At 64.9% G+C, this 23,597-nt stretch carries 20 protein-coding genes and 1 tRNA gene; 16 read left to right on the top strand and 5 right to left on the bottom strand.

The annotated features are described in order from the left end of the window. Window positions 1-662: 662 nt before the first annotated feature. Entirely contained in the window at window positions 663-794 is a 132-nt protein-coding gene (locus ACM6LU_RS30220; protein ID WP_414941201.1) for a winged helix-turn-helix transcriptional regulator, read from the bottom strand. Beyond that, on the bottom strand, window positions 794-1,567 hold the full coding sequence (locus tag ACM6LU_RS30215; RefSeq protein WP_414941200.1) for an AfsR/SARP family transcriptional regulator: 774 nt from the start codon (window positions 1,565-1,567) through the stop codon (window positions 794-796). Before ACM6LU_RS30215 ends, ACM6LU_RS30220 begins: the two co-directional genes overlap by 1 nt. 864 nt (window positions 1,568-2,431) lie before the next feature. Here ACM6LU_RS30215 and ACM6LU_RS30210 point away from each other — a divergent pair. Next, window positions 2,432-2,914 (top strand): hypothetical protein, encoded by a 483-nt coding sequence (locus ACM6LU_RS30210; protein ID WP_414941189.1) that lies wholly within the window; start codon window positions 2,432-2,434, stop codon window positions 2,912-2,914. Between the two features lie 324 nt (window positions 2,915-3,238). Here ACM6LU_RS30210 and ACM6LU_RS30205 read toward each other — a convergent pair whose 3' ends face one another. After that, on the bottom strand, window positions 3,239-4,717 hold the full coding sequence (locus tag ACM6LU_RS30205; RefSeq protein ID WP_414941188.1) for a S8 family peptidase: 1,479 nt from the start codon (window positions 4,715-4,717) through the stop codon (window positions 3,239-3,241). Between the two features lie 385 nt (window positions 4,718-5,102). Between ACM6LU_RS30205 and ACM6LU_RS30200 the strand changes: the two genes are divergently transcribed. Beyond that, the gene (locus tag ACM6LU_RS30200) at window positions 5,103-5,375 is read left to right on the top strand and encodes a hypothetical protein (RefSeq protein ID WP_414941187.1); all 273 of its coding nucleotides are present in this window, start codon (window positions 5,103-5,105) and stop codon (window positions 5,373-5,375) included. A 319-nt stretch (window positions 5,376-5,694) separates the two neighbouring features. Next, a complete protein-coding gene (locus ACM6LU_RS30195) occupies window positions 5,695-6,150 on the top strand; it encodes a hypothetical protein (RefSeq protein ID WP_414941186.1) in 456 nt (151 codons plus the stop codon). Window positions 6,151-6,289: 139 nt separating this feature from the next. On the opposite strand, the gene ACM6LU_RS30190 is transcribed toward ACM6LU_RS30195, so the two are convergent. Continuing rightward, window positions 6,290-6,553, bottom strand: a complete 264-nt coding sequence (locus ACM6LU_RS30190; RefSeq protein ID WP_414941185.1) for a hypothetical protein — start codon at window positions 6,551-6,553, stop codon at window positions 6,290-6,292. A 694-nt stretch (window positions 6,554-7,247) separates the two neighbouring features. On the opposite strand from ACM6LU_RS30190, the gene ACM6LU_RS30185 reads away from it, so the two are divergent. From ACM6LU_RS30185 to ACM6LU_RS30165, 5 genes are all read left to right on the top strand, one after another. Beyond that, the gene (locus tag ACM6LU_RS30185; protein ID WP_414941184.1) at window positions 7,248-7,484 is read left to right on the top strand and encodes a hypothetical protein; all 237 of its coding nucleotides are present in this window, start codon (window positions 7,248-7,250) and stop codon (window positions 7,482-7,484) included. A gap of 268 nt (window positions 7,485-7,752) precedes the next feature. Beyond that, entirely contained in the window at window positions 7,753-8,109 is a 357-nt protein-coding gene (locus ACM6LU_RS30180; protein WP_414941183.1) for a peptidase inhibitor family I36 protein, read from the top strand. 1,136 nt (window positions 8,110-9,245) lie between these two features. Continuing rightward, on the top strand, window positions 9,246-9,392 hold the full coding sequence (locus ACM6LU_RS30175) for a hypothetical protein (protein WP_414941182.1): 147 nt from the start codon (window positions 9,246-9,248) through the stop codon (window positions 9,390-9,392). Window positions 9,393-10,525: 1,133 nt separating this feature from the next. After that, a complete protein-coding gene (locus tag ACM6LU_RS30170; protein WP_414941199.1) occupies window positions 10,526-10,768 on the top strand; it encodes a UvrD-helicase domain-containing protein in 243 nt (80 codons plus the stop codon). Between the two features lie 151 nt (window positions 10,769-10,919). Continuing rightward, entirely contained in the window at window positions 10,920-11,723 is an 804-nt protein-coding gene (locus tag ACM6LU_RS30165; protein WP_414941198.1) for a 3'-5' exonuclease, read from the top strand. 584 nt (window positions 11,724-12,307) lie between these two features. On the opposite strand, the gene ACM6LU_RS30160 is transcribed toward ACM6LU_RS30165, so the two are convergent. Further along, window positions 12,308-12,380 (bottom strand) — tRNA-Ala (locus tag ACM6LU_RS30160). 269 nt (window positions 12,381-12,649) lie between these two features. On the opposite strand from ACM6LU_RS30160, the gene ACM6LU_RS30155 reads away from it, so the two are divergent. The 8 genes from ACM6LU_RS30155 to ACM6LU_RS30120 all read left to right on the top strand — a co-directional run bounded on the left by ACM6LU_RS30155 (window position 12,650) and on the right by ACM6LU_RS30120 (window position 23,493). Continuing rightward, a complete protein-coding gene (locus tag ACM6LU_RS30155; RefSeq protein ID WP_414941181.1) occupies window positions 12,650-14,800 on the top strand; it encodes an RICIN domain-containing protein in 2,151 nt (716 codons plus the stop codon). A 105-nt stretch (window positions 14,801-14,905) separates the two neighbouring features. Next, window positions 14,906-15,460: an HdeD family acid-resistance protein gene (locus ACM6LU_RS30150; RefSeq protein WP_414941180.1), complete on the top strand. Its 555-nt coding sequence runs from the start codon at window positions 14,906-14,908 to the stop codon at window positions 15,458-15,460. A 105-nt stretch (window positions 15,461-15,565) separates the two neighbouring features. Further along, window positions 15,566-17,221, top strand: coding sequence for an FAD-dependent oxidoreductase (locus ACM6LU_RS30145; protein ID WP_414941179.1), 1,656 nt, complete (start codon window positions 15,566-15,568; stop codon window positions 17,219-17,221). Continuing rightward, window positions 17,218-18,639, top strand: coding sequence for an ATP-binding protein (locus ACM6LU_RS30140; protein ID WP_414941178.1), 1,422 nt, complete (start codon window positions 17,218-17,220; stop codon window positions 18,637-18,639). The genes ACM6LU_RS30145 and ACM6LU_RS30140 overlap by 4 nt, the downstream gene beginning before the upstream one ends. 387 nt (window positions 18,640-19,026) lie before the next feature. Further along, a complete protein-coding gene (locus tag ACM6LU_RS30135; RefSeq protein ID WP_414941197.1) occupies window positions 19,027-20,115 on the top strand; it encodes a hypothetical protein in 1,089 nt (362 codons plus the stop codon). After that, on the top strand, window positions 20,115-21,281 hold the full coding sequence (locus ACM6LU_RS30130; protein WP_414941177.1) for a toxic anion resistance protein: 1,167 nt from the start codon (window positions 20,115-20,117) through the stop codon (window positions 21,279-21,281). Before ACM6LU_RS30135 ends, ACM6LU_RS30130 begins: the two co-directional genes overlap by 1 nt. Further along, the gene (locus tag ACM6LU_RS30125; RefSeq protein ID WP_414941176.1) at window positions 21,278-22,903 is read left to right on the top strand and encodes a substrate-binding domain-containing protein; all 1,626 of its coding nucleotides are present in this window, start codon (window positions 21,278-21,280) and stop codon (window positions 22,901-22,903) included. Before ACM6LU_RS30130 ends, ACM6LU_RS30125 begins: the two co-directional genes overlap by 4 nt. Continuing rightward, window positions 22,900-23,493 (top strand): hypothetical protein, encoded by a 594-nt coding sequence (locus ACM6LU_RS30120; RefSeq protein ID WP_414941175.1) that lies wholly within the window; start codon window positions 22,900-22,902, stop codon window positions 23,491-23,493. Before ACM6LU_RS30125 ends, ACM6LU_RS30120 begins: the two co-directional genes overlap by 4 nt. The last annotated feature ends 104 nt before the right edge of the window (window positions 23,494-23,597 follow it).

Below are 23,597 nucleotides of genomic sequence, written 5' to 3'. Positions count from 1 at the left end.
CGACCAGCACGTACAGTGCGGTCAGGAGGGTGTCCAACTCATTCGTCACAGTTTGATCTTGGACACCCTCCTCCCATGCCCGCACAGCGGCCCCTTCACATGACCTTCACGGAATCACTCATCTAGGTGGTGGCCCGCCACAGGCTGTCGGCCTGTTCCGCGGGGTGGCCGGGTCGGCGAGGAGGATGTTCGTCCGCGGCTCGCCTGCCGTCGCCTGCAGTCTGGGGTCGATGGCATACCGGAACGGGGTTGTGCCGTGCTCAGCAGCGAGTCGAGGATACGATCCGCCCTCGACGAGGGTTCATCTCGCCGCAGACTCAAGGCGTTTCTCTTGGTGAGGATTCCCTGTTTCAACTTCGGATACACGCGAAATCGAAATCGACCTGGTGCAGGCCATGGTATCCAAGTCATGCCGCTCTTCGGTGCCGACGGGATGTGTTCGACGCCTGCGTTTGCTCCCTCCACGCTTGTCGTCATGGCGGTCCAATTAGCTAAGTAGGCGATCGCCGCAGAGTCAACTCAGTCTTCTTGATCGAAGCTCTTCGGTTATGCGCTTGTCCAAAAGGGGCCCGACGGAAGTGATCTGCAACGAATCCTGAGCGACGATTCGTACTTTCGACACAGAATCTCCGGTCGCCTACTGGTGGAGCACCTGCGAGCGGTCACCACTTGATGTGTTCGATGCGATCGAGATGTTCCTCACCCCAGGCCCCGAGCGGTGTCATTGCGGTGTTGAGACTCTTTCCGAAATCAGGGAGGGAGTACTCCACCTTGGGTGGGACCTGGCGGTACATCACCCGGTGAACGAGGCCGGCGGTTTCCATCTCGCGCAGCTGCATGATTCCGGCCGGCAGCCGGACACCGCTGGATCGACGTCGTCGGCCAGGACCCGCATGTGGGCGGCGCGCAGTTCTTCGCCGGGATGGACCCCCAGCTCGTCAGCGAGTCGGCTGGCGATCGACGCGTACGTAGCCAGGGCTTCGGCCTGACGGCCAAGGACGTGGAGGACGTTAATGAGCTGTACCCAAAAGCGCTCACGGAGGGGAGCTTCGGTGGTCAGCCTGCAGAGTCTGCTCACCAGGTCGCGGTGCTCGCCAAGACGCAGCTTGACGTCGATGTAGGCTTCTTCGGCCTGCAAGCGCGATTCCGTAAGCCGACGGAAATCGGCTGATGGCGAGTAGTCGAAAGCGACGTCTTCGCAGGGCTCGCCGCGCCATAGCTCGAGCGCCGCGTGCAGTAACCGCGCGCGCTCGGAGTCGTCACGGCTGCTCGTCGCGGCGGCGACCAACTCCTCGAATCCTAGAAGGTCGAGTTGATGCGGAGTGATGGTCAGCTGGTATCCACTGGGAACAGTGTTCAGCAGGTCACGGGACGAGCCGAGTGCGGCGCGCAGTCGAGTCACGTAAAGCTGCACAGCCCGGCGAGGACACTCCGGCGGGTTCTCGCCCCACAATCGACAGGTCAGCTGAGTGATCGTCACAGGCCTGTTGGGCCTCAAGAGAAGAGACGTAAGCAACACTCGCAATTTTGGACTGCTGATCCTGACCGGCCCATTCCGATTCTTCACGCTCAAAGAGCCGAGAATCGCGAACTCGAATTCCTGTTCTGGTTTCCCGTGCGCATGGCATGAGCTGTCTTCAACCCCCAGCATAAGACAAGCTTCTCCTGTGTCGTCCGGTTTTCGAAGAAGTTTCCGCCGATCCTGAAATTAAGTAGATCTGAGGCGGTCATAGTTGATTCTTATCGGTCGGCGCGGGCCCCGCAAGCGGAAGCCGATGATTCTTCGGGCGCGACCGATGCAGGGTGATACATGATCGCGGAGGAGGGAGCCGCGGACCGGACTAGAGGCCGGGTGTACCGCCTCATCGCCGAGATGTCCTGGTCTCCGCAGCTCCCGCTGGGACCCGGGCGGCCGCGGAGACCAGAACTGCGCGGCCAACGGCGGATTCTGTCGGAGGCGGCGCCCTACCTTCACGTGTCCGGCTGGGGGACCCGAACGGGAAGGCGTGGCGCCGCCTTGGCCGCGGCTACCGACAGAAGGGGGTCGACGTCGAACCGGGAGCTGGGCGACGTGGAACCAAGTATCGACGCCAGCGGCTTCACGCTGGCTTCGGTCGAGCACATGGCAGGCGCGACCGCGAGCGGTCACCTGACCGACTGTGGATGGAGTCGCCGCGATGCCCCCGGCGTATGAACGCGGGTATTGGACCCTGATTCGTGCCGGCGCTTGCCGGGAGCAGGCCACTCCGGAAGGAAAGACTATGGAAAATCGAAGCACACCGCTCGACAGAGCGTCGATCCTACGGGCAGGCGGTATAGGGGCTGCGGCGCTCTTGGCTACTTCACTGGCTGGCGGGACAGCCTCCGCCGCGCCAGGGGCGACGCGCGAACACCCCAACAAATTGCTCCTGAGTGCCTGGTTTCCGGGAGTTTGCTGGAAGAAGCCGGAGCCGCGAACCCCACGGTGTCGTCGGTCCAGTCCGGTGGTGGTGAACGGACTATTTCGGGCTATTACGTCAAAGACGTGCGACGATGCCGCCGGGCACTGCGTTACTACTTCGCGAAATCTCCTACGCTGCGTGGGATCTGGCCGCTGATTGGATTGGGAGACCAGGCGATGACGGAGCTGGACGGGTCCAGCTCGACCACGATCATCGTCCAGGTTAAAAGAGTATTCCTCTCCGTGCAGTACGACGAAGCCGGCAAAGGTTTCTTTGGTGTCGCAGGACAAAGCCATCGCCTTCCTGCCTGCGGCGGCGAGACGTTTCTTCCGCGGCCGGGCATCGTGTTCCTCGACGTCACGGACATCCCTCCCCGTACTTCAGCGCTGGCCTGGCATGTGAACAGCAGCCAGCGTCCCGCCGTCATGGCTATCCGGCAAGCAGCCGAGAAGGTGTATCCGACCGGCTTCTGAGCAGGGCAGCACGGTAGTGGTTCTCCTCCGACAGCGCCACTGCGCCGCCATGATCTGTGCAGTGGCGAGTCGGGCGGTGAGCTTTGGCAACTCTCGGAGTTCGTGGCGACCGTGCGCAAACGGGCAGCGTTGAGCCCTTCGTCCCTCGGAGGACCAGCCAGACTAACTCTCCGATAGTCCCTTGAGGACAGTCAAGGACGTCAAATGAATCCGCTACCCGCGTGAACGAAATCGGCTGATGGCACCCGAAAGGGGTGCCATCAGCCGACGGTCCTTCGCTCAGGTCGTTCTCGTCCGCCTCTTGCCTAGGCTGAAATCAAGGACTCAGCGGACTGCCTTGAGGGCGTTGACCAATCCCTTGCCGTAGAAACCGGCGCCGGTGGCCCCACCTTCGCAGACAGCGCGGAACTGACCGGTGCCACCCGGGTCATGGACACCACCTGCGGGGCAAGGCAGGACCTCCGCCCCAGCTTCAGCTGCTACCTTGAGGGCGTCGCCGAACAGCGCCGGATCGCGGCTCAAGTGCAACGCCAGTACGCCGGTGACGTGGGGTGCGGCCATGGAAGTGCCTTGTAGGTAGCCGTACTGCCCGCCGGGCAACGTGGAGAGCACCTGCCCGTTGGCGTCCGGGGTCGCCGGGATCTGGAACCTCCTGTCACCACCAGGACCGGTGAGATAGGCGAGTCCCGTGCCGTAGTTCGAGGCGTAATAGCGGGACTTCGCCGCCCCGACCGACGAGACTCCGACGACCCCCGGCAGTTCGGCGGGAAGCGTCAGACAGGAGGCGTCGGTGTTCCGGGTCACGGTGGGGCCATTGGTCGGGCTCTTCGAGTCGACGATGTCGTGGGCGAGGTCCCAGTTGTTGTTGCCCAGAGAACTGACCGCGGTGACCAAGCGCGCTGTGGCATACCGGACGGACCGGCGGACCGCCTCGGTGACCGCCGCCTGGTCGGGATCCGAGTTACACCACAGGTACCACGGGTCGATCGCGAGCGAGGTGTTGGCGATGTCGACGCCGTGATCGGCTGCCCAGATATACCCACAGATCGCGGATTCGGGGTAGATGAAGCCTTCTCGGCCGCCGACCTTGATCGAAGCGAGACGGACATTCGGCGCGACGCCGGCGACACCGATACCGTTCTTGGCCGCCGCCACGATGCCGGCCACGTGCGTACCGTGTCCGACGTCGTCCTGCCAGGCCGCTTCCGTCCTGTCGGGCACTCCGGCGTTGGCGCAGTTGACCGATGCGGCCTTGTCTATGTTGTCCTTCAGGTCAGGGTGCGACGAGTCGATGCCGCTGTCCAGGATGCCGACGAGCACCTCCCGGCTACCCTGGTTGACCTCGTTGGCCTGGTCCGCGCCGATGAGCTTCATGTTCCACTGGTTGGCGGCCAGCGGTTCGGCCGCAGTCGAGGTGCGCTGATCGCCAGGGGTGTGCTCATCGAGCCTCGGCACGATGGATGCGGGAGCCTGAATTCGAGGTGCCAGTTCGGTCTTGTTCCTCGTAGCGCCGACTCCGGCGACACCATTCTCCTTCCGTACATTGGTGGCGAAGTCCGCTCGCTTGGAGCGTGCGATGATCACCCCGATCTGTGGCCATCGCTGCACGATGGAACCCTCGTGGGCGATGATCGCCATCTCGGCCAAGTCGAACGGCGCGGCCTTCGGCACGAGGACCGCGAAGTGCGCCCCGCCGGTCGTGTCGATCGGGAGCGACGGCGCGGCGTCAGCCGACGGGATCGCCGCCAGGCTGAGTCCTGCCGCGAGTGTTCCGGCGACGGCGAGCCCCTTGGCGCGCCTCATCGAACGGAAAGTGAGCATGCGGAAGCAAACCTCCATGATGAATTCCCCAGTTACGGTGCCGCGGCCGCACGACTATACGGCGGATATACGCGGTCGAGTCAGACTGGCAGCGGTGAACGAGCGCACGCAAGGGTCTGGCCATGCATAGTGGACCGGTGTCGATATCGGGGTGTATATGCTCTCCGTGCCTTTAAACGCGATCATATGCGCGGGTCGGAGACGTGCGCGGCGGCAAGAGACCAGCGCATTTCACCACGTTCCGTGTGAACCAGGCTCTCGAGAACGCGTCGTGAGCGCCGAAACAGACGATCTGGTCCGATATGACGTGCGGCTGGACACTTCGCCGCCACGGAGGCACGCTCGGCGATGAAAGCAGAAGGTGGACATGAGGATTCTGACGGTGCTCGCCGTCGCGCTGGCGGTTTTGACCGGCTGTGCAGGCGTTCCGGCCGACAAACCCGAGAGCACGACGGCCGGCCCGGCCCGCGCCTATGTCGAGGCCGTCAACGGCAAGGACTTGGAGCCTTTGGTCGCCGCGTTCACCGAAGAGGGTGAGGTCGTCGAAGTGACACGGCGGATCAAGGGGCCCGACGCAGTCAGAATGTGGGCGTCGGACGAGGTCATCGGCGGGACGCTTCGGGTCCTGCGGCCAAGGTAGATCTCAGTGGCGCGGCACTCGACGCTGAGCATGCCGATCAGCGTGACCGGGGATGGCGTCATTGCCCGTCGGGATACCTGCGTTCATGCTCAGGTGGCCCTTGGGACGACTGCGTGGAACTGCGGTGTGACGCTATGCGTTCACTGTTACCGCTACTGAGATCGGCCGATCTGATTACCCGCAGATGATCGTAGCTGACGCCGGCACGAAGTGGGATTGAAGCCGCGGGAATTTATGATGCTCTAGTCGGCAAGGTAGTTGATGTTCACTCGTTCGACCTCTTGTCGATTTTCGTCCATCGCATAGCTCTCATGAAAAGGTGAAGGTATTGAGTGTCGGCCTTGTTCGCGGCTTCCTGGCTAAATTAGCAATCGCTTTTGTGGCCATCTTTTTGTGTATGTCCAGTCAGCAGGCTTTCGCGTCCCCGATGACGCCGACGTCTGCTGACGAAAATCAGACCGTGGCGTGCGAGAACTGGATCAAAATCGCTAATCCGTATCGCGACGGCAAAAATATCACCGTGCACGGTGAATTCCGTAACTGTGGGGCCTGGAGTAAAGTGTGCGTCGGGGTGAACTACTTCCACGTTATTTTCCCCGGCGGTGGGCAGTGGGTGCCACTGGGGAAGAGTTGCTCTTCGTCTACGGGTGATTACCTCACTATCCTCACCGCCACAGGAGGAGTGTCGTACACTCAGGCGCAAGGTTGGATTACCGGCTTCGATCATTCCGGACGACCGGTTTCTACTAAGACGAGTCCAGTAGTGATAGCGTAGTGGACCGTTTTATCGGCATGGCACATAGATAGCGACCTTGTGTCGCGCCTCGGTGCCCTGTCAGGGTGAACCGTCACGGGTTGGGCCCGCTTCGCGGGTCGAGTTCCCGCGCGAAAGAGCCGACGCCAGTTTCAAGATGTCATTGGCCTGCTTCAGTTCCTTGTTCTCCCTGCGCGGCCGGTCCAGTTTTCGCGCTCGGTCGCGGCCAGTTCGCCGGCCGCCCCGCGGGCGGGGTGTCCTGCTGGAAAGCTTTGACGATCCACACACGCAGTGCTTCCGGGTGCGCATAAGCCATCGGGCCGATGGCGTACGCGGCGGCATAGGCGGATCCGTACTCGTCCAGCCGATCCAGAGCCAGCCGGACAGCCTTCTCCCGAACCTCGGGCGGGTAACGCTTGGGCATGGTGACCCATGATCTTCAGAAAGGAAGCGGCCCCCAACCCGTGACGGTCCGCTTAGATTTGATGGCACTTTTTCGATGATCTTGGCACCCGGTTGACACCTTGCGGACGGTCGCGCCCGTGATGAAACGGCGTGGGGGAGGGCGGATCGTCCCGGTCAGCTCGACCGGGTGAGAGCACGGCAGGGCGGGTGATCGGCCGTACGAGGCGGTGTCGGGGGCGGCCAAGTCTGCCCTCATCGGGCTCGCCCGCAGTCTCGCCGTCGAGCTCGGCCACGAGGGGATCCTGGTAACGTGGTGAGCCCTGGCGCCATTCGGAGCCCGTTGCTCGATCAGTTCCTCGGCGAAGCGGGGGTCAGGGCGCTGGTCGGCACGGCTGCGAGCGGGAAGGTCAGCACGGCCGACGACATCGCGGCTGGCATCCTTTTCCCCGGCTCTTTCGCGAACGGCAACACGACTGGAGCCACACTGCCGGTCGATGGTGGGGTTTGAGTACCTCCGTCAGAGGTCGTGCGCGTTCCAGCCAGGCTCCAGAGGCGTGCTCCTGGGGACCGGAACGGCTGTGACCTCACCGGGCCAGACACGTTGCCCGGCGAGGTGGTGTGCGAAACCGGGGTCGGGCCGAGTGAAGGAACGAGGGGATCGCAGCCATGTCCAACCTGAATCGGCGGCAGGTACTGCCAGCTCCGGTGCGGCCGTGGCCGCACCGGACCTGGGCGCGCCCGGCGCCGTCGCACGCCTCGTGCCCGGCGCCGAACTGTTCTCCGACGACGACCTCGAGATGCTGCTCAACACCCTTGAGCGCACTTTCGACGGCGAGGCGGTCCGCCGGGAGATAGCGTCCGATCCGAGCTGGAGGAACGGCGTTCAAAACCTGCTCTGTGAGTTCGCCGAGTTCGTTCTCATGCGCCGTCTCTCCGATGACTCCGAGTGACATTGGTCGCACCGCCTTAATGGGTTGAGACCCATCGGATTGTGTCGGCGTGAACGGGCGTCGGCCAAGAAGCCGAAATGAAGGTGCCTGCGGCTAACTTCTCCGAAGGATGCAGGGTCCTTCATTTCCTTGAGGCATCCGCGCTGGACCTGCGCGACGAACATCGCATTGGGCTTGGCTCGTGACCCGTTGGTGAAAGCGGTGAGACAACGATGATTCAGGCCGATTCGTTCGAACGGTCAAACTTGTCAAGAAGAAGGAAACGGTCATGTCGCTCTTGAAAAGATCCATGGCGGTCGTGGCGATCGCGCTGTCCACTGTGGTCGTAAATGTGCCTTCGGCAGACGCCGCCACGGGGTACGATCGATGCCTTCCGGATCGTATGTGTCTGTTCGCGGAGGAGGACGGCCAAGGTGCGATGGCGTACTTCCAAATCGGTTCGCCGGACTTGGCGTTGCAGGACTTCGACAACCGTACTCGGAGCTGGCGTAACCGGCATACGAGCGCGTTCTGTATGTATGTCAACATAAACTACGACAACAGCGCCGGTGCGGGCACTTTCCAGGCGGGCACCCGGGGGAACGTCAGCGAAATCAATAAGTATAGCTCGCTTCGGCGCTGCTGAGCGCGGTCTATGGGTCACCTGGCCAGGTGGCCCATAGACCGCTACGGCCGACGCTGATCACGTAAAGTGATGTCGTCATTGCACCGCAGCTTGTTGATCATGTAATAGACGTACCATTCGATAGTAAGCTGTATATTGTATGAGGCCAGCAGGAACTCTGCGAACGTTATGTCGAGATTTCGCAGCGAGGCGGAACCGCGTTCGTGCAACCAGGGCGCGCGTAGACGGAAGCAGCGCACACGGCTATAGCGTCACGCGCGTAGCACTTGTCATCTGGATGCCAGGTCTCACAGTAAATCGCCGAATAGCGATAGTGCTTGTGGCGGCGAGTCGGGGCAGCGGGCATAATGGCCGCCTGGATACTTGCATAGCGGAAGTTCTGCGGAGTAGGTTCCTGTTGCGACGTGCAACGGTTCGTTCTCTCATCGTGTTAGGCTCTGGCGATTCGACGCGGCTCCCGCTGGCTGGCTGTCGTTGTGATGCTTGCCCTCGGCGTTGTATCGTTGAGCTCTGCATCCGCCGCACCTACCGGACCTGATGCTGATGCTGATGCTGATGCGTCGCCGGCGCCGAACCCTGTGGACGCCGCGTCCGCTGGCCTGACTGCGTCACACAATGTTCGTAACACGGTTTCGCGCATCGCGAAGCCCCACTCGAACCTGGCTACCGGCGAAGGGCGATACAACAGCACGATTGAATGGTGAACAAAACCCTGACGGGCTCGATCACACTGCCAAAGACCGCGAACGCATATTTTTTTAGCATTTGGGTTCATGCCCGTGACCAGTACTGTGGAGCTGCTCCCTGAAGGAGATCAGGGTGGTTCTCTTTTGAAGGACCCTGGGGATGCCGGTGAGGTAGCTTCGCGCCCATTCCCCGACGGCAAGAAGTACTTTCTCGGTGATCGTAGACCTGACTTTGCGGCTCACAATCCGACTTAGCAAGACCCAGGTTGATGGCAAAGTCCTCGACGTCGGACCGGACTGCAAGACGCAAAGCCCGATGATCATCAAGATCAAAGGCCTGGTCGGACTGCAGGACACGGCGCCGCCTACCACGCTCAAGAGCTGGGGCTGGCCGCGGATGTCGCGGCGGCGTACGAGTCGGACCGGACGTCGTGGCGCCACCGCGACTACGTGCGCACGAGGATGGGCGTGGTCTACCAGCCCGCGACGGCGCGGGCGGTGGCCGAGGACGCGATCCGCACGGCGGTCACGACTAAGGACAATCCGGCCGATCTGATCAAACGTCGCGTTGGAGGAGCTGGTCCGGGCGCGGTGTGAGCTGCCGGGGTTCACCACGCTGGGCAAGATGGTCTCGACGATCTCGCACCGAGACGAACACCGCGTTGTTCGCGATGGTCGCCGCGGCTGGACGCGGCGGACCGGCGGCGGCTTGCGCGGCTGGTGTGGCTGGACCCGACGTCGCGGCGCAGCGAGTTCGACCGGCTCAAGACGCCGTCGAAGGCGGGGCCGGAGCTTGCCGGTGCGGTGACATCGCTTGTTATTCGACATGCCACGGCGCCGCAAAGAAACCTCACATCGCAGGTGCAACCCGGCGGTACGTCCGCCACGTCTTCGATGCATGCGAAGATCGTGGTTGTCGAGCTTTCCGGTGAAGTTGATCCTCTTCGGTTTGGTAATCGTGGCCCTGAACGCCGCGTGCGGTCCGCCTCGCCTGGGTAACCGGATCGCGCTTCGTCTTGGGAGTTGGGTAGGGGTCCAGGGGGAAAATCTCCACCTCGCCTACGTCTCGTTGCGGGACGAGCGATGTCCGATGGGTGTCCAGTGCGCTTCAGGCCGGGCGCGCGATCGTGACGATGTCTTACGTGAAGCCGCAGACGAACCCGAGGGTGATGACGTTCACGATGGATGCCGTGTCCCGTCAGCCCAAAAACATTGGGGGATATTGGATCGACCACGTGGAACTTTCGTCCAGCGGAGCCGTTCTCTACCTGCGCCTCAGCCAGAGTGCGAGCTGATGTCGATATGTCTTCGTTGACGTGTTAACGGTTTCACGGAACTCCGAACAATTGGAGATTACCGCCTACGAAGATCGAAGCGCCACTCGAGCGTCAGGAGCGGACCTGGTACGGCAGCCGCAGCGTGTGATCTGGCGGTGTGTCGTGGGCATGAAGGCGGCCACCGCGTGATCGACTTCAAGGTGTGTTGGATCTCGAAGGGGACGCGGTGGCCGCGTTGTGGCCGGTGATCGTCTTGCTCGTTGGCGGGCGGGGTTTGATGATGTTTCGCGCAGGCGGACTCGCGGCGGCGGGCGCGGATGTATGTGCTGGGGCTGTTGTCGAAGGCGGAGCGGAATTACTCGTGGACGCTTGCCGAGCAGGCTGGTGACCTGACACCGGATGGCATGCAGCGGCTGCTGAACTTCTACCGCTGGGACGCCGGCGCCGTTCGTGATGATCTGCGTGGTCTTGTGCTGGAGCGCTCTGGATATCGAGCGGAACCGGCAGCAGCGAGGGCAGTTGCACTACGACGATCTACTCCGGCACGCCCAGCGGCTGCTGCGGATCAAACCGATTGCACACTTGTACCGGCAACACTACGGGACGCTGTTGGTTGATGAGTTCCAAGACTTTGTTCCCACAACAACTCGATATCGCGCCGCGCACGGTGGCGCACCACCGAACGTTTGCCGGTGACCCGCTGTAGGGCATCTTTACCTGGGCGGGCGCGCGGCCGGAACAGGTGGAGCCAGACCTGCGGCAGTTGTGCGGTGAGCCGAGGAGGTTAACGACCTCGTACCGATCGTCGCAGTCGGTTCTGGCGGTGGTGAATCCGGTCGCTGAGTTTATGGACAGTCCAGCGCTGGAGTCTGCGAGTCCTGGGCGGTGGTTTGAAGGTGGTGCGTCGACGGCGGCGGTGTTGCCCACCGAAGAAGCCGAGTCCGTGTGGATCGTGCAGACCGCGCGAGCCATCCTCGAGCGGAATCACCGAGCCACGATAGGGGTGATTGCTTGTGCGGGGTGGAGGCGCCAGTCCGTTGATGCCGTGTTCAGAGAGTCGGAGGTCGTCTCGACGCAGTGGGATCTGGCGATCGAGAACCCGCAGATCGTAGACACACTCAGGGAAGTGGCTAAAGAGTTGCCAGCCTCGGCGTCGGTGAACGACTTGGAACCAAAGCGCTCGCAGGTGTGCCGACTGCCGATGTCGATACCTATCAGGACATGCTCGAGGCGATGGACAGTTACGCGACTTCGCTTCACGTGCCGGGCTGCTGCTGAAGCGCTGGGGAAGTTGTCGATACGGGACCCCGGCGCGGTGATCGGGCCGGGAGTGCACTTGCTGAACGCGCACACTGGTAAGGGTCAGCAGTTCGACTGGGTGTTCATTCCCGGGTTCGAAGAGTTCCAAATTCCGAGCGGTCAGAAAGAGACTGTGGCCGATGAACGTGAAGAGCTTCGTGTGTTGTTGGTGATGCTCTCACGAGCTCGCCATGGGATCGTGCTGAGTCGTGCTGCTGAGCGGCTCTCCAAGAGGGGCCGGCTCTACGCGCCGGATACGAGTCGATGGTGGGCATCGGTGACCGCGGCGTGTGTGCTGTCGCCGCAAGAGTTGAAGCCATGTCCGTCGCTACCAGCCGCTCGAGGTGGATGAACGAGCTTCTGTGACGACTACCGCGGCTGGCTGACGTCAGTCTCGCGTGAGTGTCCAGATCAGCGTGACGCGAACTTGGGTGGGATCCAGCTGTCGGCGTCCTCGGTGATCGCTGCTGGGCTGTCAGGTCTCGCCAAAACCGAGGAATTGCCGCAGCCATGGCGTTGACCAAGCTGCTAGCCGAGCAGGGAAACGTCAAGGGGCTGATAAGGGAGGTGGCTGCCGGTACGTTGGGCGCGGTAGAGGCCTTACGCACCGTTCGTTCTCGCATGTCAACCTGACTCTCACGTGGGCAGCAAGCCCATGCGGGAGTTCAAACGGTCCTGGTGGCGGCAGAAGTGCTGTAGGGCAGACCGCATGTCGGGTCCGCACGCTGGGGTGCTCCGGAAGAAACTACCCGGTCGGCTTACATACTGGATCAGATGATGTGACCCCAGTTGGTGCGGGCGGGGGTGACATGCTCCAGATTTGCTCCAGTTACTGAACGGTAACTGAAGTTAGCCACGCCAATTCTCAAAGTGGGGCAACGCGAAAAAACCGCCCTACCTCGGCTTACTTGCCAGGTGGGCGGTGTTTCGTCACTGTGGAGCTAAGGGGACTCGAACCCCTGACCCCCTCACTGCCAGTGAGGTGCGCTACCAGCTGCGCCATAGCCCCGAAGCGAAGTTGTACTCCGCATCTCGTGTGTCCATACATTACACCGCCCTCATAGGCTGTTCGCGTGGGGGTCACTCTGTGCGGTCTTACTTGCCGAAAGCGATGTTGCCCTGCATCTTTTAGCCTTACTTTTAGACGTGTATTTACTTCACATGTGACCGCAGTTACGTTTTCGACCATCGTGACGCCGAGGTCCCCGCCCGCTACGCCGCGTCTCCACTGGGCTTCGCCTCAGCTCGTCCTGCCCGAGTGACGCGGAGGAGGTCCTGATGAGGGCGAGAGCAGCCTTGACAGCCCTGTTTTCCCTGGTCGGAGCGCTCATCGTAGTGGCTCCGGCGGCGCAGGCGGCCATCGTTCCCGATACCTGGTACACCGTGACGGCCACCAGCGGGAAGGGTGTGGACGCGCGGGCCGCCGGGTCGGCGAACGGGACGGTCGTCCAGCAGTACGCCTGCAACCAGACCTTCTCCCAGCAGTGGCAGTTCCAGCCGACGTCGGGCGGCTACTACCGGGTCGACACGCGCAACCCGGCGCGGGTTTGGGACGTCGCCGACGTGTCGACGGCTGACGGTGGGCTGATCCACCTGTGGGCCTACGGCGGCGGGAACAACCAGCAGTGGCAGCCGGTCGGGGAAACCGGTGGCGCGTACCACTTCGTCAGCCGCAACAGCGGCAAGTGCCTGGACATCCCCGGTGCCTCGACCGCGGACAGCGTGCAGCTGCAGCAGTACGCGTGCCACGGCTCTGGCGTGCAGTCGTTCCGGCTCACGCCGGTCACCGGCACCGCCAACCCCGACCTCGGGCCGAACGTGCTCGTCTTCGACCCCGGTATGTCGCAGTCGGCTATCCAGTCCCAGGTCAACAGCGTGTTCTCGCGCCAGGAAACCAACCAGTTCGGGACGAGCCGGTCCGCGTTGCTGTTCAAACCGGGCTCGTACAACGTCGACGTCAACGTCGGGTTCTACACGCAGGTGCTGGGGCTCGGGCTCTCTCCGGACAACGTGACGATCAACGGCGCGGTGCACGCGGAGGCCGACTGGTTCCAGGGCAACGCGACGCAGAACTTCTGGCGTGGCGCGGAAAACCTCTCGGTCAACCCCAACGGCGGCACCGATCGCTGGGCCGTTTCACAGGCCGCTCCTTATCGCCGCACGCATGTCCGCGGCAATCTGCAGCTCGACGACGGCGGCTGGTCCAGCGGTGGCTGGATGTCCGACGTCAAGGTCGACGGCCAGGTCCGGTCCGGCTCGCAGCAGCAGTGGATCTCACGCAACTCGCAGTTCGGCGGCTGGAGCGGCTCCAACTGGAACATGGTGTTCGCCGGGGTCAACGGCGCGCCGTCGACCAGTTTCCCGAATCCGCCGTACACCACGGTGAACACGACGCCGGTCGTGCGGGAGAAGCCGTTCTTCTACGTCGACAACGCCGGGGCGTACCAGGTCTTCGTGCCTTCCAAACGAACCAATGCTTCGGGCATCACGTGGGGCGCCGATCAGCCGGGGTCGTCGCTGCCGATCAGCCGGTTCTTCATCGCGAAGCCCGGCACGACGGCGTCGCAGATCAACGCGGCCCTCGCCGAGGGCAAGGACCTCCTGATCACGCCGGGCGTCTACCACCTGACCGAGACGCTGCGCGTGACCAGGCCGGACACCGTCGTACTCGGCCTCGGCTTGGCGACGCTGATCCCGGACAACGGCATCACCGCCATGACGGTGGCCGACGTCGACGGCGTCAAGGTGGCGGGCGTGCTGATCGACGCGGGCACGAAGAATTCGACCACGCTGATGGAGGTCGGTCCGGCCAACGCCACGCGGGACCACGCGGCCAACCCGACGTCGCTGCACGACGTGTTCTTCCGCGTCGGCGGTGCGGGGGCAGGCAAGACCACGAACAGCCTGATGGTCAACAGCGACGACGTCATCGGCGACCACCTGTGGATCTGGCGTGCCGACCACGGCAGTGGGGTCGGGTGGAACACCAACACCGCCGACACCGGCCTGATCGTGAACGGCGACGACGTCACGATGTACGGCCTGTTCGTCGAGCACTACCAGAAGTACCAGACGATCTGGAACGGCAACCGCGGCCGGACGTACTCCTACCAGAACGAAATGCCATACGACCCACCGAATCAGGCCGCCTGGATGAACGGATCGACGCGGGGTTACGCGGCCTACAAGGTCGCGGACTCGGTGACGGACCACGAGGCGTACGGGCTCGGAAGTTACTGCTACTTCACCGTGAATCCGAGCGTGGTCGCGGATCGCGCCATCGAAGCTCCGAACAACCCGAACGTCCGGTTCCGCAGCATGGTCGGCGTCTCCCTCGGCGGGAACGGGACCATCGGCCGGGTCGTCAACGACCGCGGCGGACCGGCCAATTCGGATACGAACGTGGCGAACCTGGTCGCGTATCCCTGACAAAGCCCCGGTGCGCGCCGTGATGGCGGTCGCGGCGCGCACCGGCCCTCACCCCAACGGGTGGTGTGCCGAGCGCTCTCCCGTCAACGCTTCGATACTCGGCGCATGCCTCTCGTCGGTCTCACCGTCGTCGAACCCCGCCTGGCCTGGCCGCTCGCCGCCGTCCGCGGGGTTTTCGCCATCCTGTTCGGCGTGCTCGCGCTGATCTGGCCGGGAGCGACCGTCCTCGCCCTGGCGATCATCTACGGCATTTACGCGATCTTCGACGGCATCGGCGGCCTGATGCAGGCCTTCCGGCCGGGCGACGCCGCGCATCGCGCCGCTTACGGAGTCCTCGGCGCGTTCGGCATCATCACCGGGGTGCTGGTCCTGATCTGGCCGGACATCACGGTGCTCGTGCTGGCCCTGCTCGTCGGTTTCTGGGCGATCTTCACCGGCATCATGGAGATCGTCGCCGCGATCCGGCTGCGCAAACAGATCGAGGGCGAGGCCTTCCTCATCGCCGCCGGCGCGCTGTCGCTCGTCGCGGGCATCGTGATCGTGGTCAACCCGCTGGCCGGCGCGTTCGGGATCGCGTTGCTGGTCGGGATCTACGCCCTGCTACACGGCGTGATGCTGCTCGTGCTGGCCTTCCGGCTGCGGAAACTCACCCGAGCCTGAAAGCCTGTCGCAAGTGGACGAGCACCGGCAGGCCGTCTTCTCGCCAGGCTTGGAAGGTGCCGTGAGCATCGACCGACGCTACGCCGGATCGCTTAGGCTGATCCGGTGAGCCAGCCGATCCTGTTGACCGTCGACGACGATCCCGCCGTATCCCGTTCGGTCGCCCGCGACCTGCGCAAACGGTACGGGAAGGACTACCGGATCATCCGGGCCGATTCCGGCGCCGACGCGCTCGACGCGCTGCGCGAGATCAAGCTGCGCGGCGACGCCGTGGCCGCCATCCTCGCCGACTACCGGATGCCGCAGATGGACGGAATCGCCTTCCTCGAGAAGGCGATGGACCTGTTCCCGAACGCCCGCCGCGCGCTGCTGACCGCCTACGCCGACACCGACGCCGCGATCCAGGCGATCAACGTGGTCGACGTCGACCACTACCTGCTCAAGCCGTGGAACCCGCCGGAGGAGAAGCTCTACCCGGTCATCGACGCGCTGGTGGAGACCTGGCGCGCGGTGGGGGAGCGGCCGGTCGACGAGATCAAGCTCATCGGCCACCGGTACTCGTCGCCGTCGTTCCACCTGCGCGACTTCCTCGCGCGCAACGCCGTGCCGTACCGCTGGTACTCCGTCGACGACGACGAGGGCCGCCGGATCCTGGAGGCCGCGGAAGCCGCGCCGCACGATATCCCGGTGCTGGTCACGCCGGACGGCACGGTGCTGCGCCAGCCGTCCGGACCGGAACTCGCCGACGCCGTCGGCCTGTCCACGCGGCCCGCGCAGGAGTTCTACGACCTGATCGTCATCGGCGGCGGGCCCGCCGGGCTCGGGGCGGCCGTGTACGGCGCGTCGGAGGGGCTGCGGACGGTCATCGTCGAGCGCAAGGCCACCGGCGGGCAGGCGGGCACCAGTTCGCGTATCGAGAACTACCTCGGCTTCCCGGACGGCGTCTCCGGCGCGCAGCTCACCGACCGCGCGCGGCGGCAGGCAGTGAAGTTCGGCGCCGAAGTGCTCACCACCCGCGACGTCGTGGGCCTGGAGGTGCGCGGTTCGGCGCGGGTCGTGCTGTTCGGCGACGGGACTGAGATCGCCGCGCATTCCGTGGTGCTGGCCAGCGGTGTCACCTACCGCGCCTTGGAGGCCAAGGGCATCGCCGACCTCGCCGGTCGCGGCGTCTACTACGGCTCCGCCGCCACCGAGGCGCCCGAGTGCAAGGGTGAGCACGTCTACATCGTCGGCGGCGCGAACTCGGCGGGCCAGGCGGCCGTCTTCTTCTCCAAGCACGCCGCCGAGGTCACCATCCTCGTCCGCGGCCAGTCGCTCGAAGCGTCGATGTCGCACTACCTGATCGAGCAGATCGCCGCGATCGGCAACATCCACGTCCGCACCCGGACCACGGTGATCGAGGCGCATGGCGAAGACCACCTCGAACAGCTGACCCTGTGCGAGAACGGCGACGCGACCGAGACCGTACCCACCGGCCACCTGTTCATCTTCATCGGCGCGGCGCCGCGCACCGACTGGCTGGGCACGGAAATCCAGCGCGACGACCGCGGTTTCGTGCGGACGGGGCCCGATCTGCTGACCGACGGCGCCCACCCGCCGGGCTGGCCGCTCGATCGCGACCCGCACTACCTCGAATCGTCCGTCCCCGGGGTGTTCGTGGCGGGCGACGTCCGCGCGGCGTCGGTGAAGCGCGTCGCTTCGGCCGTCGGCGAAGGTGCCATGGCGGTCACCTTGGTGCATCGGTATCTGGAGGAGCAATGAGCGTTCTGCCAAGGGAGGAACTGCGCGGGCTCTTCCTCTTCGAGCACCTCAGCGAGGAACAGCTCGACTGGATCGACGAACACGCCGTACTGGAGCAGTACACCGGTGGCACCACGATCATGCGTGAGGGTGATCCGGCCACCTGTTTCTATCTCCTGCTGTCCGGCGCGCTGAGGATGACGCGGCTCGTCGGCGGTACCGAGGTCGAGACGATCCGGTCCGACCAGCGCGGCGCGTATTGCGGCGCGACCCAGTTCTTCGTGCACCAGGAGACCGAACACACCTACGGCGCTTCGGTGCACGCGGTCAGCGACCTCACCTTCCTGACCTTGCCCGCGGCCGAGTTCGCCACCGAGTTCCGCCGCTGGTTCCCGATGGCGACGCATCTGCTGGAGGGCATGTATCTCGGCTGGCGCAACAGCGACACCGTGATCGGCTCGCGACGGCGGCTGCTCGCGCTCGGGGAGCTTTCCGCCGGGCTGACCCACGAACTCAACAACCCGGCCGCGGCCGCCGTGCGGGCGACGGCCTCGTTGCGAGAGCGAGTCGCCGGGATGCGGCACAAACTCGCGATGCTGGCGAAGAAGAACGTCGACCCCACGCTGCTGGAGCAGTTGCTCGAGATCCAGGAGCAGCTGGTCAAGCAGGTCGCCTCGGCGCCGAAGCTGACCGCGATGCAGCAGGCCGACCGCGAAGACGAGATCGGCGACTGGTTCGACGGCCATGGCATCGACCAGGGCTGGGACCTCGCCGACATCTACGTCCGCGCCGGGCTGACCGTGCCCGATCTCGGCAGGCTGCTCGATTCGGTCGGGGAGACCTTCCTCGACGGCGCCGTCCGCTGGCTGGCGTACGCGCTCGAGACCGAGATGTTGATGGGCGAGATCGAGGATTCGACGACGCGGATCTCGGTACTGGTCGGCAAAGCCAAGCAGTACTCCCAAATGGACCGCGCGCCGCACCAGTGGATCGACGTCCACGAAGGGCTCGACTCCACGCTCGTCATGCTGGCCGGGAAGATCACGCGGGGCATCCGCGTCGTGAAGGAGTACGACCACACGGTGCCGCGGATCCCGGCGTACGCGGGCGAACTGAACCAGGTCTGGACGAACATCATCGACAACGCGGTCGGTGCCATGGGCGCCGACGGCACCCTGACCCTGCGGACGTCCAAAGTGGACGATCACGTGCATGTAGAGATCGGCGACACCGGCCAGGGGATCCCGGCGGAAATCCGGCAGCGGATCTTCGAACCTTTCTTCACCACGAAACCGGTGGGGCAGGGGACCGGGCTGGGGCTGGACATCTCCTGGCGCATCGTCGTCGAGCGGCACCAGGGTGATCTCCGGGTCGACTCGGCACCCGGTGCCACGCGGTTCACCGTATGCCTGCCGGTCTCGGAGCAGTCCGTGATCTGACGGGGGCGTGGTGCCGGTGTCCGGTCCTGATGTCGGCCCGTGTCCCTCACCGTGTGGGTTTTGGCGTTAGCTGACCCAAATCCACACCCCCTTCCGACGCCACCGTTGCCTTACCCCTGTTCCATTGCTGAGCAGGTCCGAAACCGACTTCGCCGATGGAGGAATCGGGACACTGAACGTCCCGATTCCTCCATCGTCAGCCACCGGGTCACTCGCGAGCCACTGGACCGCGACGCCGCCCGCACCGTTTTCCTTCTATCCCACCATTTCGTCAGGATCTGACGACGTCTGCCGTTCATTGACCGTTCACTTCGAAATGGCTCGCCCGCGCGTCAAAAGAGGTGAACGGGCTGAAGGATCAGGCCTGTGAACGAGGGGGTGGGGTCGGTGAAACGCCGTCTGTCGATCGGCTTGGCCGTGGTGCTGCTGCTGGCCGTGGTGGCCGTGATCGTCTGGGGCCGGGGCGGTGACGAGAACACCGCGCGAGGTACCGACCTGACCACGGTGCGCGGGGTCATCGGTTCGGAGAAGCTCGCGTTCTTCTCCGACAAGCGGGTGTTGGACGCCTTCGCCAAACACGGGCTGAAGGTCGAGGTCGACACCGCGGGGTCGCGGCAGATCGCGAGCATGGACCTCGGCAAGTACGAGTTCGCGTTCCCGTCCTCGTCGCCCGCCGCGCAGCGGATCCAGCGCGACCACAAGGTGACCGGCGTGCACACGCCGTTCCACTCGCCGATGGCGATCGCGACGTTCGAGCCGATCGTGAACCTCCTGACCGCCAACGGGATCGTGCGCAAGGGCGCCGGGGACTACCAGGTGCTCGACGTCGCGAAGTACCTCGAACTCACGCGGAAAGGCACGCGCTGGGACCAGCTTCCCGGTAACACCGCCTTCCCGGCGCGCAAGAACGTGCTGGTCACGACCATGGACCCGCGTGAATCGAACTCGGCGGCGATGTACCTGTCGATCGTGTCCTTCGTCGCCAACGGGAACAATGTGGTCAGCACGCCCGAAGCCGAGGCGAAGGTGCTGCCCGGGGTGTCGAAGCTGTTCATCGACCAGGGCTACACGCAGAACAGCACCGAAGGCCCGTTCGAGGACTACCTCGCCGCGGGGATGGGCAAGACACCGATGGCGCTGATCTACGAATCGCAGTTCGTCGACAGACTGGTGCGCGCGGACGGCTCGATCCGGCCCGGCATGCGCCTGCTCTACATGGCGCCGACGGTGTACTCGAAGCACACGCTCGTGCCGTTGAAAGAAGGCGGCGATCAGGTGGGCAGGCTGCTGGCGACCGACCCGGAGCTGGGGAAACTCGCCGCCACCTTGGGTTTCCGCACCGGCGACCCGCGGTTGTTCGCCGACGTCGTCGCCGCGGCCAAGGCGCCGGTGCCCGCCGACCTGGTGGACGCCGTCGAACCGCCGTCGTACGAAACCCTGGAGCGCCTGCTCGACGCCGTGAAGAAGCAGTACTGATGGACGATTTCACGCTCACTCCACCCGAACCGGTGGGGGCGATCCCGGCCGAGCGGGCCGCCGGCCTGATCACCCTGGGCCCGGAGGTGCACGCCGAGGTCGCGAGGCGTGCCGAGAGTTTCGCCCAGCGGCTCGAAGCGCTCGACGTCCGATCGCCGGAGTTCACCCGCGTCCTGGACGAACTGCTCGCGGTCGGCGAGTCCGACATGCGCGCGGCGGCGTCGGTCGCGGGGGCACTGCTCGACCGGTCGACGCGGGCGCTGGCCGGGACTCGCGGGGAAATCGCGTCACCGCAACAACAGGCGACGGTGAGCCTGGCCGGATTGCGGCGGGCGGTGGCGGGGATCGACCCGGCGAAACTGCCGATCACCGGCCGCAAGCTGATGGGTCTGATCCCGGTCGCGGGCAGTGCGAAGAAGGCGCTTGACCGCTATCGCGCGGCCAACGAACCGGTGAACGCGCTGGTACTGGATCTGCGTGCGCGTCAGGACGTCTTGCGCCGCGACAACGCCGCGCTCAAAGGCGAACGGGAACGGTTGTGGGGGACGCTGGGCAAGCTGTCGGAAGCGGCCGCGTTCGCCGAGGCCGTCGATACGGCGATCGACCGACAGGCGGGCGTCTTCGACTTCACCGATCCCGCGCGGGCCAAGTCGTTGCGGGCAGACGCGCTGCACCCGATCCGGCAGCGGCACCAGGACCTGCTGACCCAGCTCGCGGTCAGCGCGCAGGGCTACCTGGCGCTGGATCTGGTGCGGCGCAACAACGACGAGCTGATCCGGGGGATTGAGCGGGCGGTGTCGACCACGGTCGCGGCGCTGCGGGTCGCGCTGCTGGTGAGCGGCGCGCTCGCCGGGCAGCGCGACGTCCTCGACGAGGTCCAGGCCGTACAGGCCACCACCGACGGGCTGATCCGGGGCAACGCCGAGATGCTGGAGCTGCGCAGCGCCGAGATCCAGCGCGCGGGCAGTGATCCGGCGGTCGCGGTGGCGACGATCCGCGAGTCGTTCGAGCGGATCTACCGCAGCATCGACGCGATCGACGAGTTCAAGGCGGGGGCCGTCTCGACGATGGCGGCGACCGTGGAGGCGTTGTCCGGTGAGATCCGGCGGGCCGAAGACCATCTCCGCCGGTCTCACGAGACGGCGACGGCCGAGGGGGCCTCATGAAACGCTGGGCGGTAGTCACACTGGTCGCGATCTGCGCGCTGTCACTCGCTTCCTGTGATTCGGGCGAAGGCGACACGCGGAACCTCGGGGAGGCCGAGCCGGGCACGCTGCGGGTGCTGGCGGGCAGCGAACTCGCGGACCTGCAGCCGTTGCTGGAACAGGAAGCGGCGGCGACCGGGGTCAAGGTCAAGTTCCAGTTTACCGGGACGCTGGAAGGCACCGAATCGCTGGCGAACGGGACGGTGGACGGTCAGTACGACGCCGTCTGGTTCTCGTCGAACCGTTACCCCGCAGCGGTTCCCGAAGCGGCGAAGCGGTTGGGTGAGCAGGTGAAGATCATGAGCTCGCCGGTGGTGCTCGGGCTTTCCGCGTCGGCGGCGCAGCGGCTCGGCTGGGCCGGAAGACCGGTGAGCTGGGGTGAGATCGCCGAGCAGGCCGGGAAGAAAGCCTTCACTTACGGCATGACCGATCCGTCGGCGTCGAACTCCGGCTTCTCGGCACTCGTCGGGGTGGCGTCGGCGCTCGCGGGCGCCGGGAACGCGATCGACGCGCGGCAGATCGCTTCCGTCACCCCGAAACTGACCGAGTTCTTCAGCGCGCAGGCGATGTCGGCGGGTTCGTCCGGCTGGCTTTCCGAGGCCTACCAACGCCGGGCGAGCGGGCAGGATCCCGGCAAGAAGGTCGACGGCCTGATCAACTACGAGTCCGTCCTGTTGTCGATGAACGCGAGCGGCAAGCTTCCCGAACCACTGACACTGGTGTATCCCTCCGATGGTGTCGTCACCGCCGACTATCCGCTGACGTTGGTGCAGAGCGCGAACTCCGATGCGCGGGACGCGCACCGCAAGCTCGCCGAGCGGCTCCGGACGCCGGACACGCAGCGGAAGATCATGGAGACGACGCGGCGCCGCCCCGTTGTCCCTGGAGTCGGGTCAGGACAGCAGTTCACGCAGAAAGACCTTTTGGAGCTGCCGTTCCCCGCGACCCAGCAGGCCGTCGACGCGTTGCTGGGCGCCTACTTCGACAAGATCCGCCGTCCTTCGCGGACGCTGTACGTGCTCGACACCTCCGGTTCGATGGCGGGTGACCGGATCGATTCCCTGCGCGCCGCGCTGATCGGACTGACCGGCGCCGACGGTTCGCTGACCGGACGGTACCGCCGGTTCCGCAGCCGCGAAGAGGTCACGATGCTGCCGTTCGACACGGTTCCCGGCAGCCCGCAGACGTTCGCCGTCCCGGATGGCGATCCCCGGCCCGCGTTGGACAAGATCAAGCACTTCGCGGAAGGCCTCGACGCGAACGGCGGCACGGCGATCTACGACAGCCTCGAGCGCGCGTACAGCGTCATGGGCCCGCTGGTCGCGCGCGATCCCGACCGGTTCACCTCGATCGTGCTGATGACCGACGGGGAGAACGCGAGCGGGTCCACGTTCGAGGACTTCCAGCGGAAGTTCCCGGCGCTGCCGGAGGCGATGCGGCAAATCCCGGTGTTCACCGTGATCTTCGGCGAGGGCGACTCGGCCGAACTCGGCGAGGTCGCGAAACGCACCGGTGGCAACGTGTTCGACGCGCGAGGTGACGTGCTGCCCAAGGTGTTCCAGGAAATCCGCGGGTACCAATGATCCGGTACCTCGGCTCCACGAAGAACCTCGCCGGTTGCGTCGGCGGGCTGATCGGGCTCGCGCTGTACCTGACCGGCATCGTCGGCGGGCTGTGGCCCGTGGTCGTCGCCGGGCTGTACGGGGTGTTCGCCCTGCTCGCGCCGCCCGAACGGGTCCGGCTGGTGCCGGTGGACGCCGTCGCCGAGGCCGGGCAGTTGCGCGCGGACCTCGTTTCGCTGGTCGGCAAGGTGACCGCGCACGAGCAGCGGATGCCGGAGTCCTCTGTGGACGACGTGCGGCGGATCGCCGAGGTGCTCGAAGACCTTCTCTCGCGGCCGGATCGGTTGTCCGCCAACCCGGACGTCCAGCACTCCGTCACCAGGCTGGTGCGGACGGATCTGCCGCTTTCCGTGCAGACCTACCTCAATCTGCCGTGGTGGTTTGCCGCCAAACGGCGGGCGAGTGGCGAGCCGAGCGCGTCCGACGAACTCCTCGCGCAGCTGGAACTGCTGGAGACCGAAGCGCACCGGGTCGCGGAGCGGTTCTACGCCGGTGACGTCAATCAGCAGGCCGACCACACGCGATACCTGCGGGAGCGGGGCGAGGCCTGAGACGGGGTCCCGATCATCGGTAAGCGGGAACCAGTCTGCCGGTTGTTCTGCATGGGCAAGCCGGGGTTCCCTGCGCTGGACTGGGCGACGCCGATCCGGTCGTG

This window comes from Amycolatopsis sp. cmx-11-51, assembly GCF_047608665.1.
Taxonomy (GTDB): domain Bacteria; phylum Actinomycetota; class Actinomycetes; order Mycobacteriales; family Pseudonocardiaceae; genus Amycolatopsis.
The sequence above is the reverse complement of the archived record's forward strand: the minus strand, read 5'-3'. Positions and strand labels throughout refer to the sequence as shown.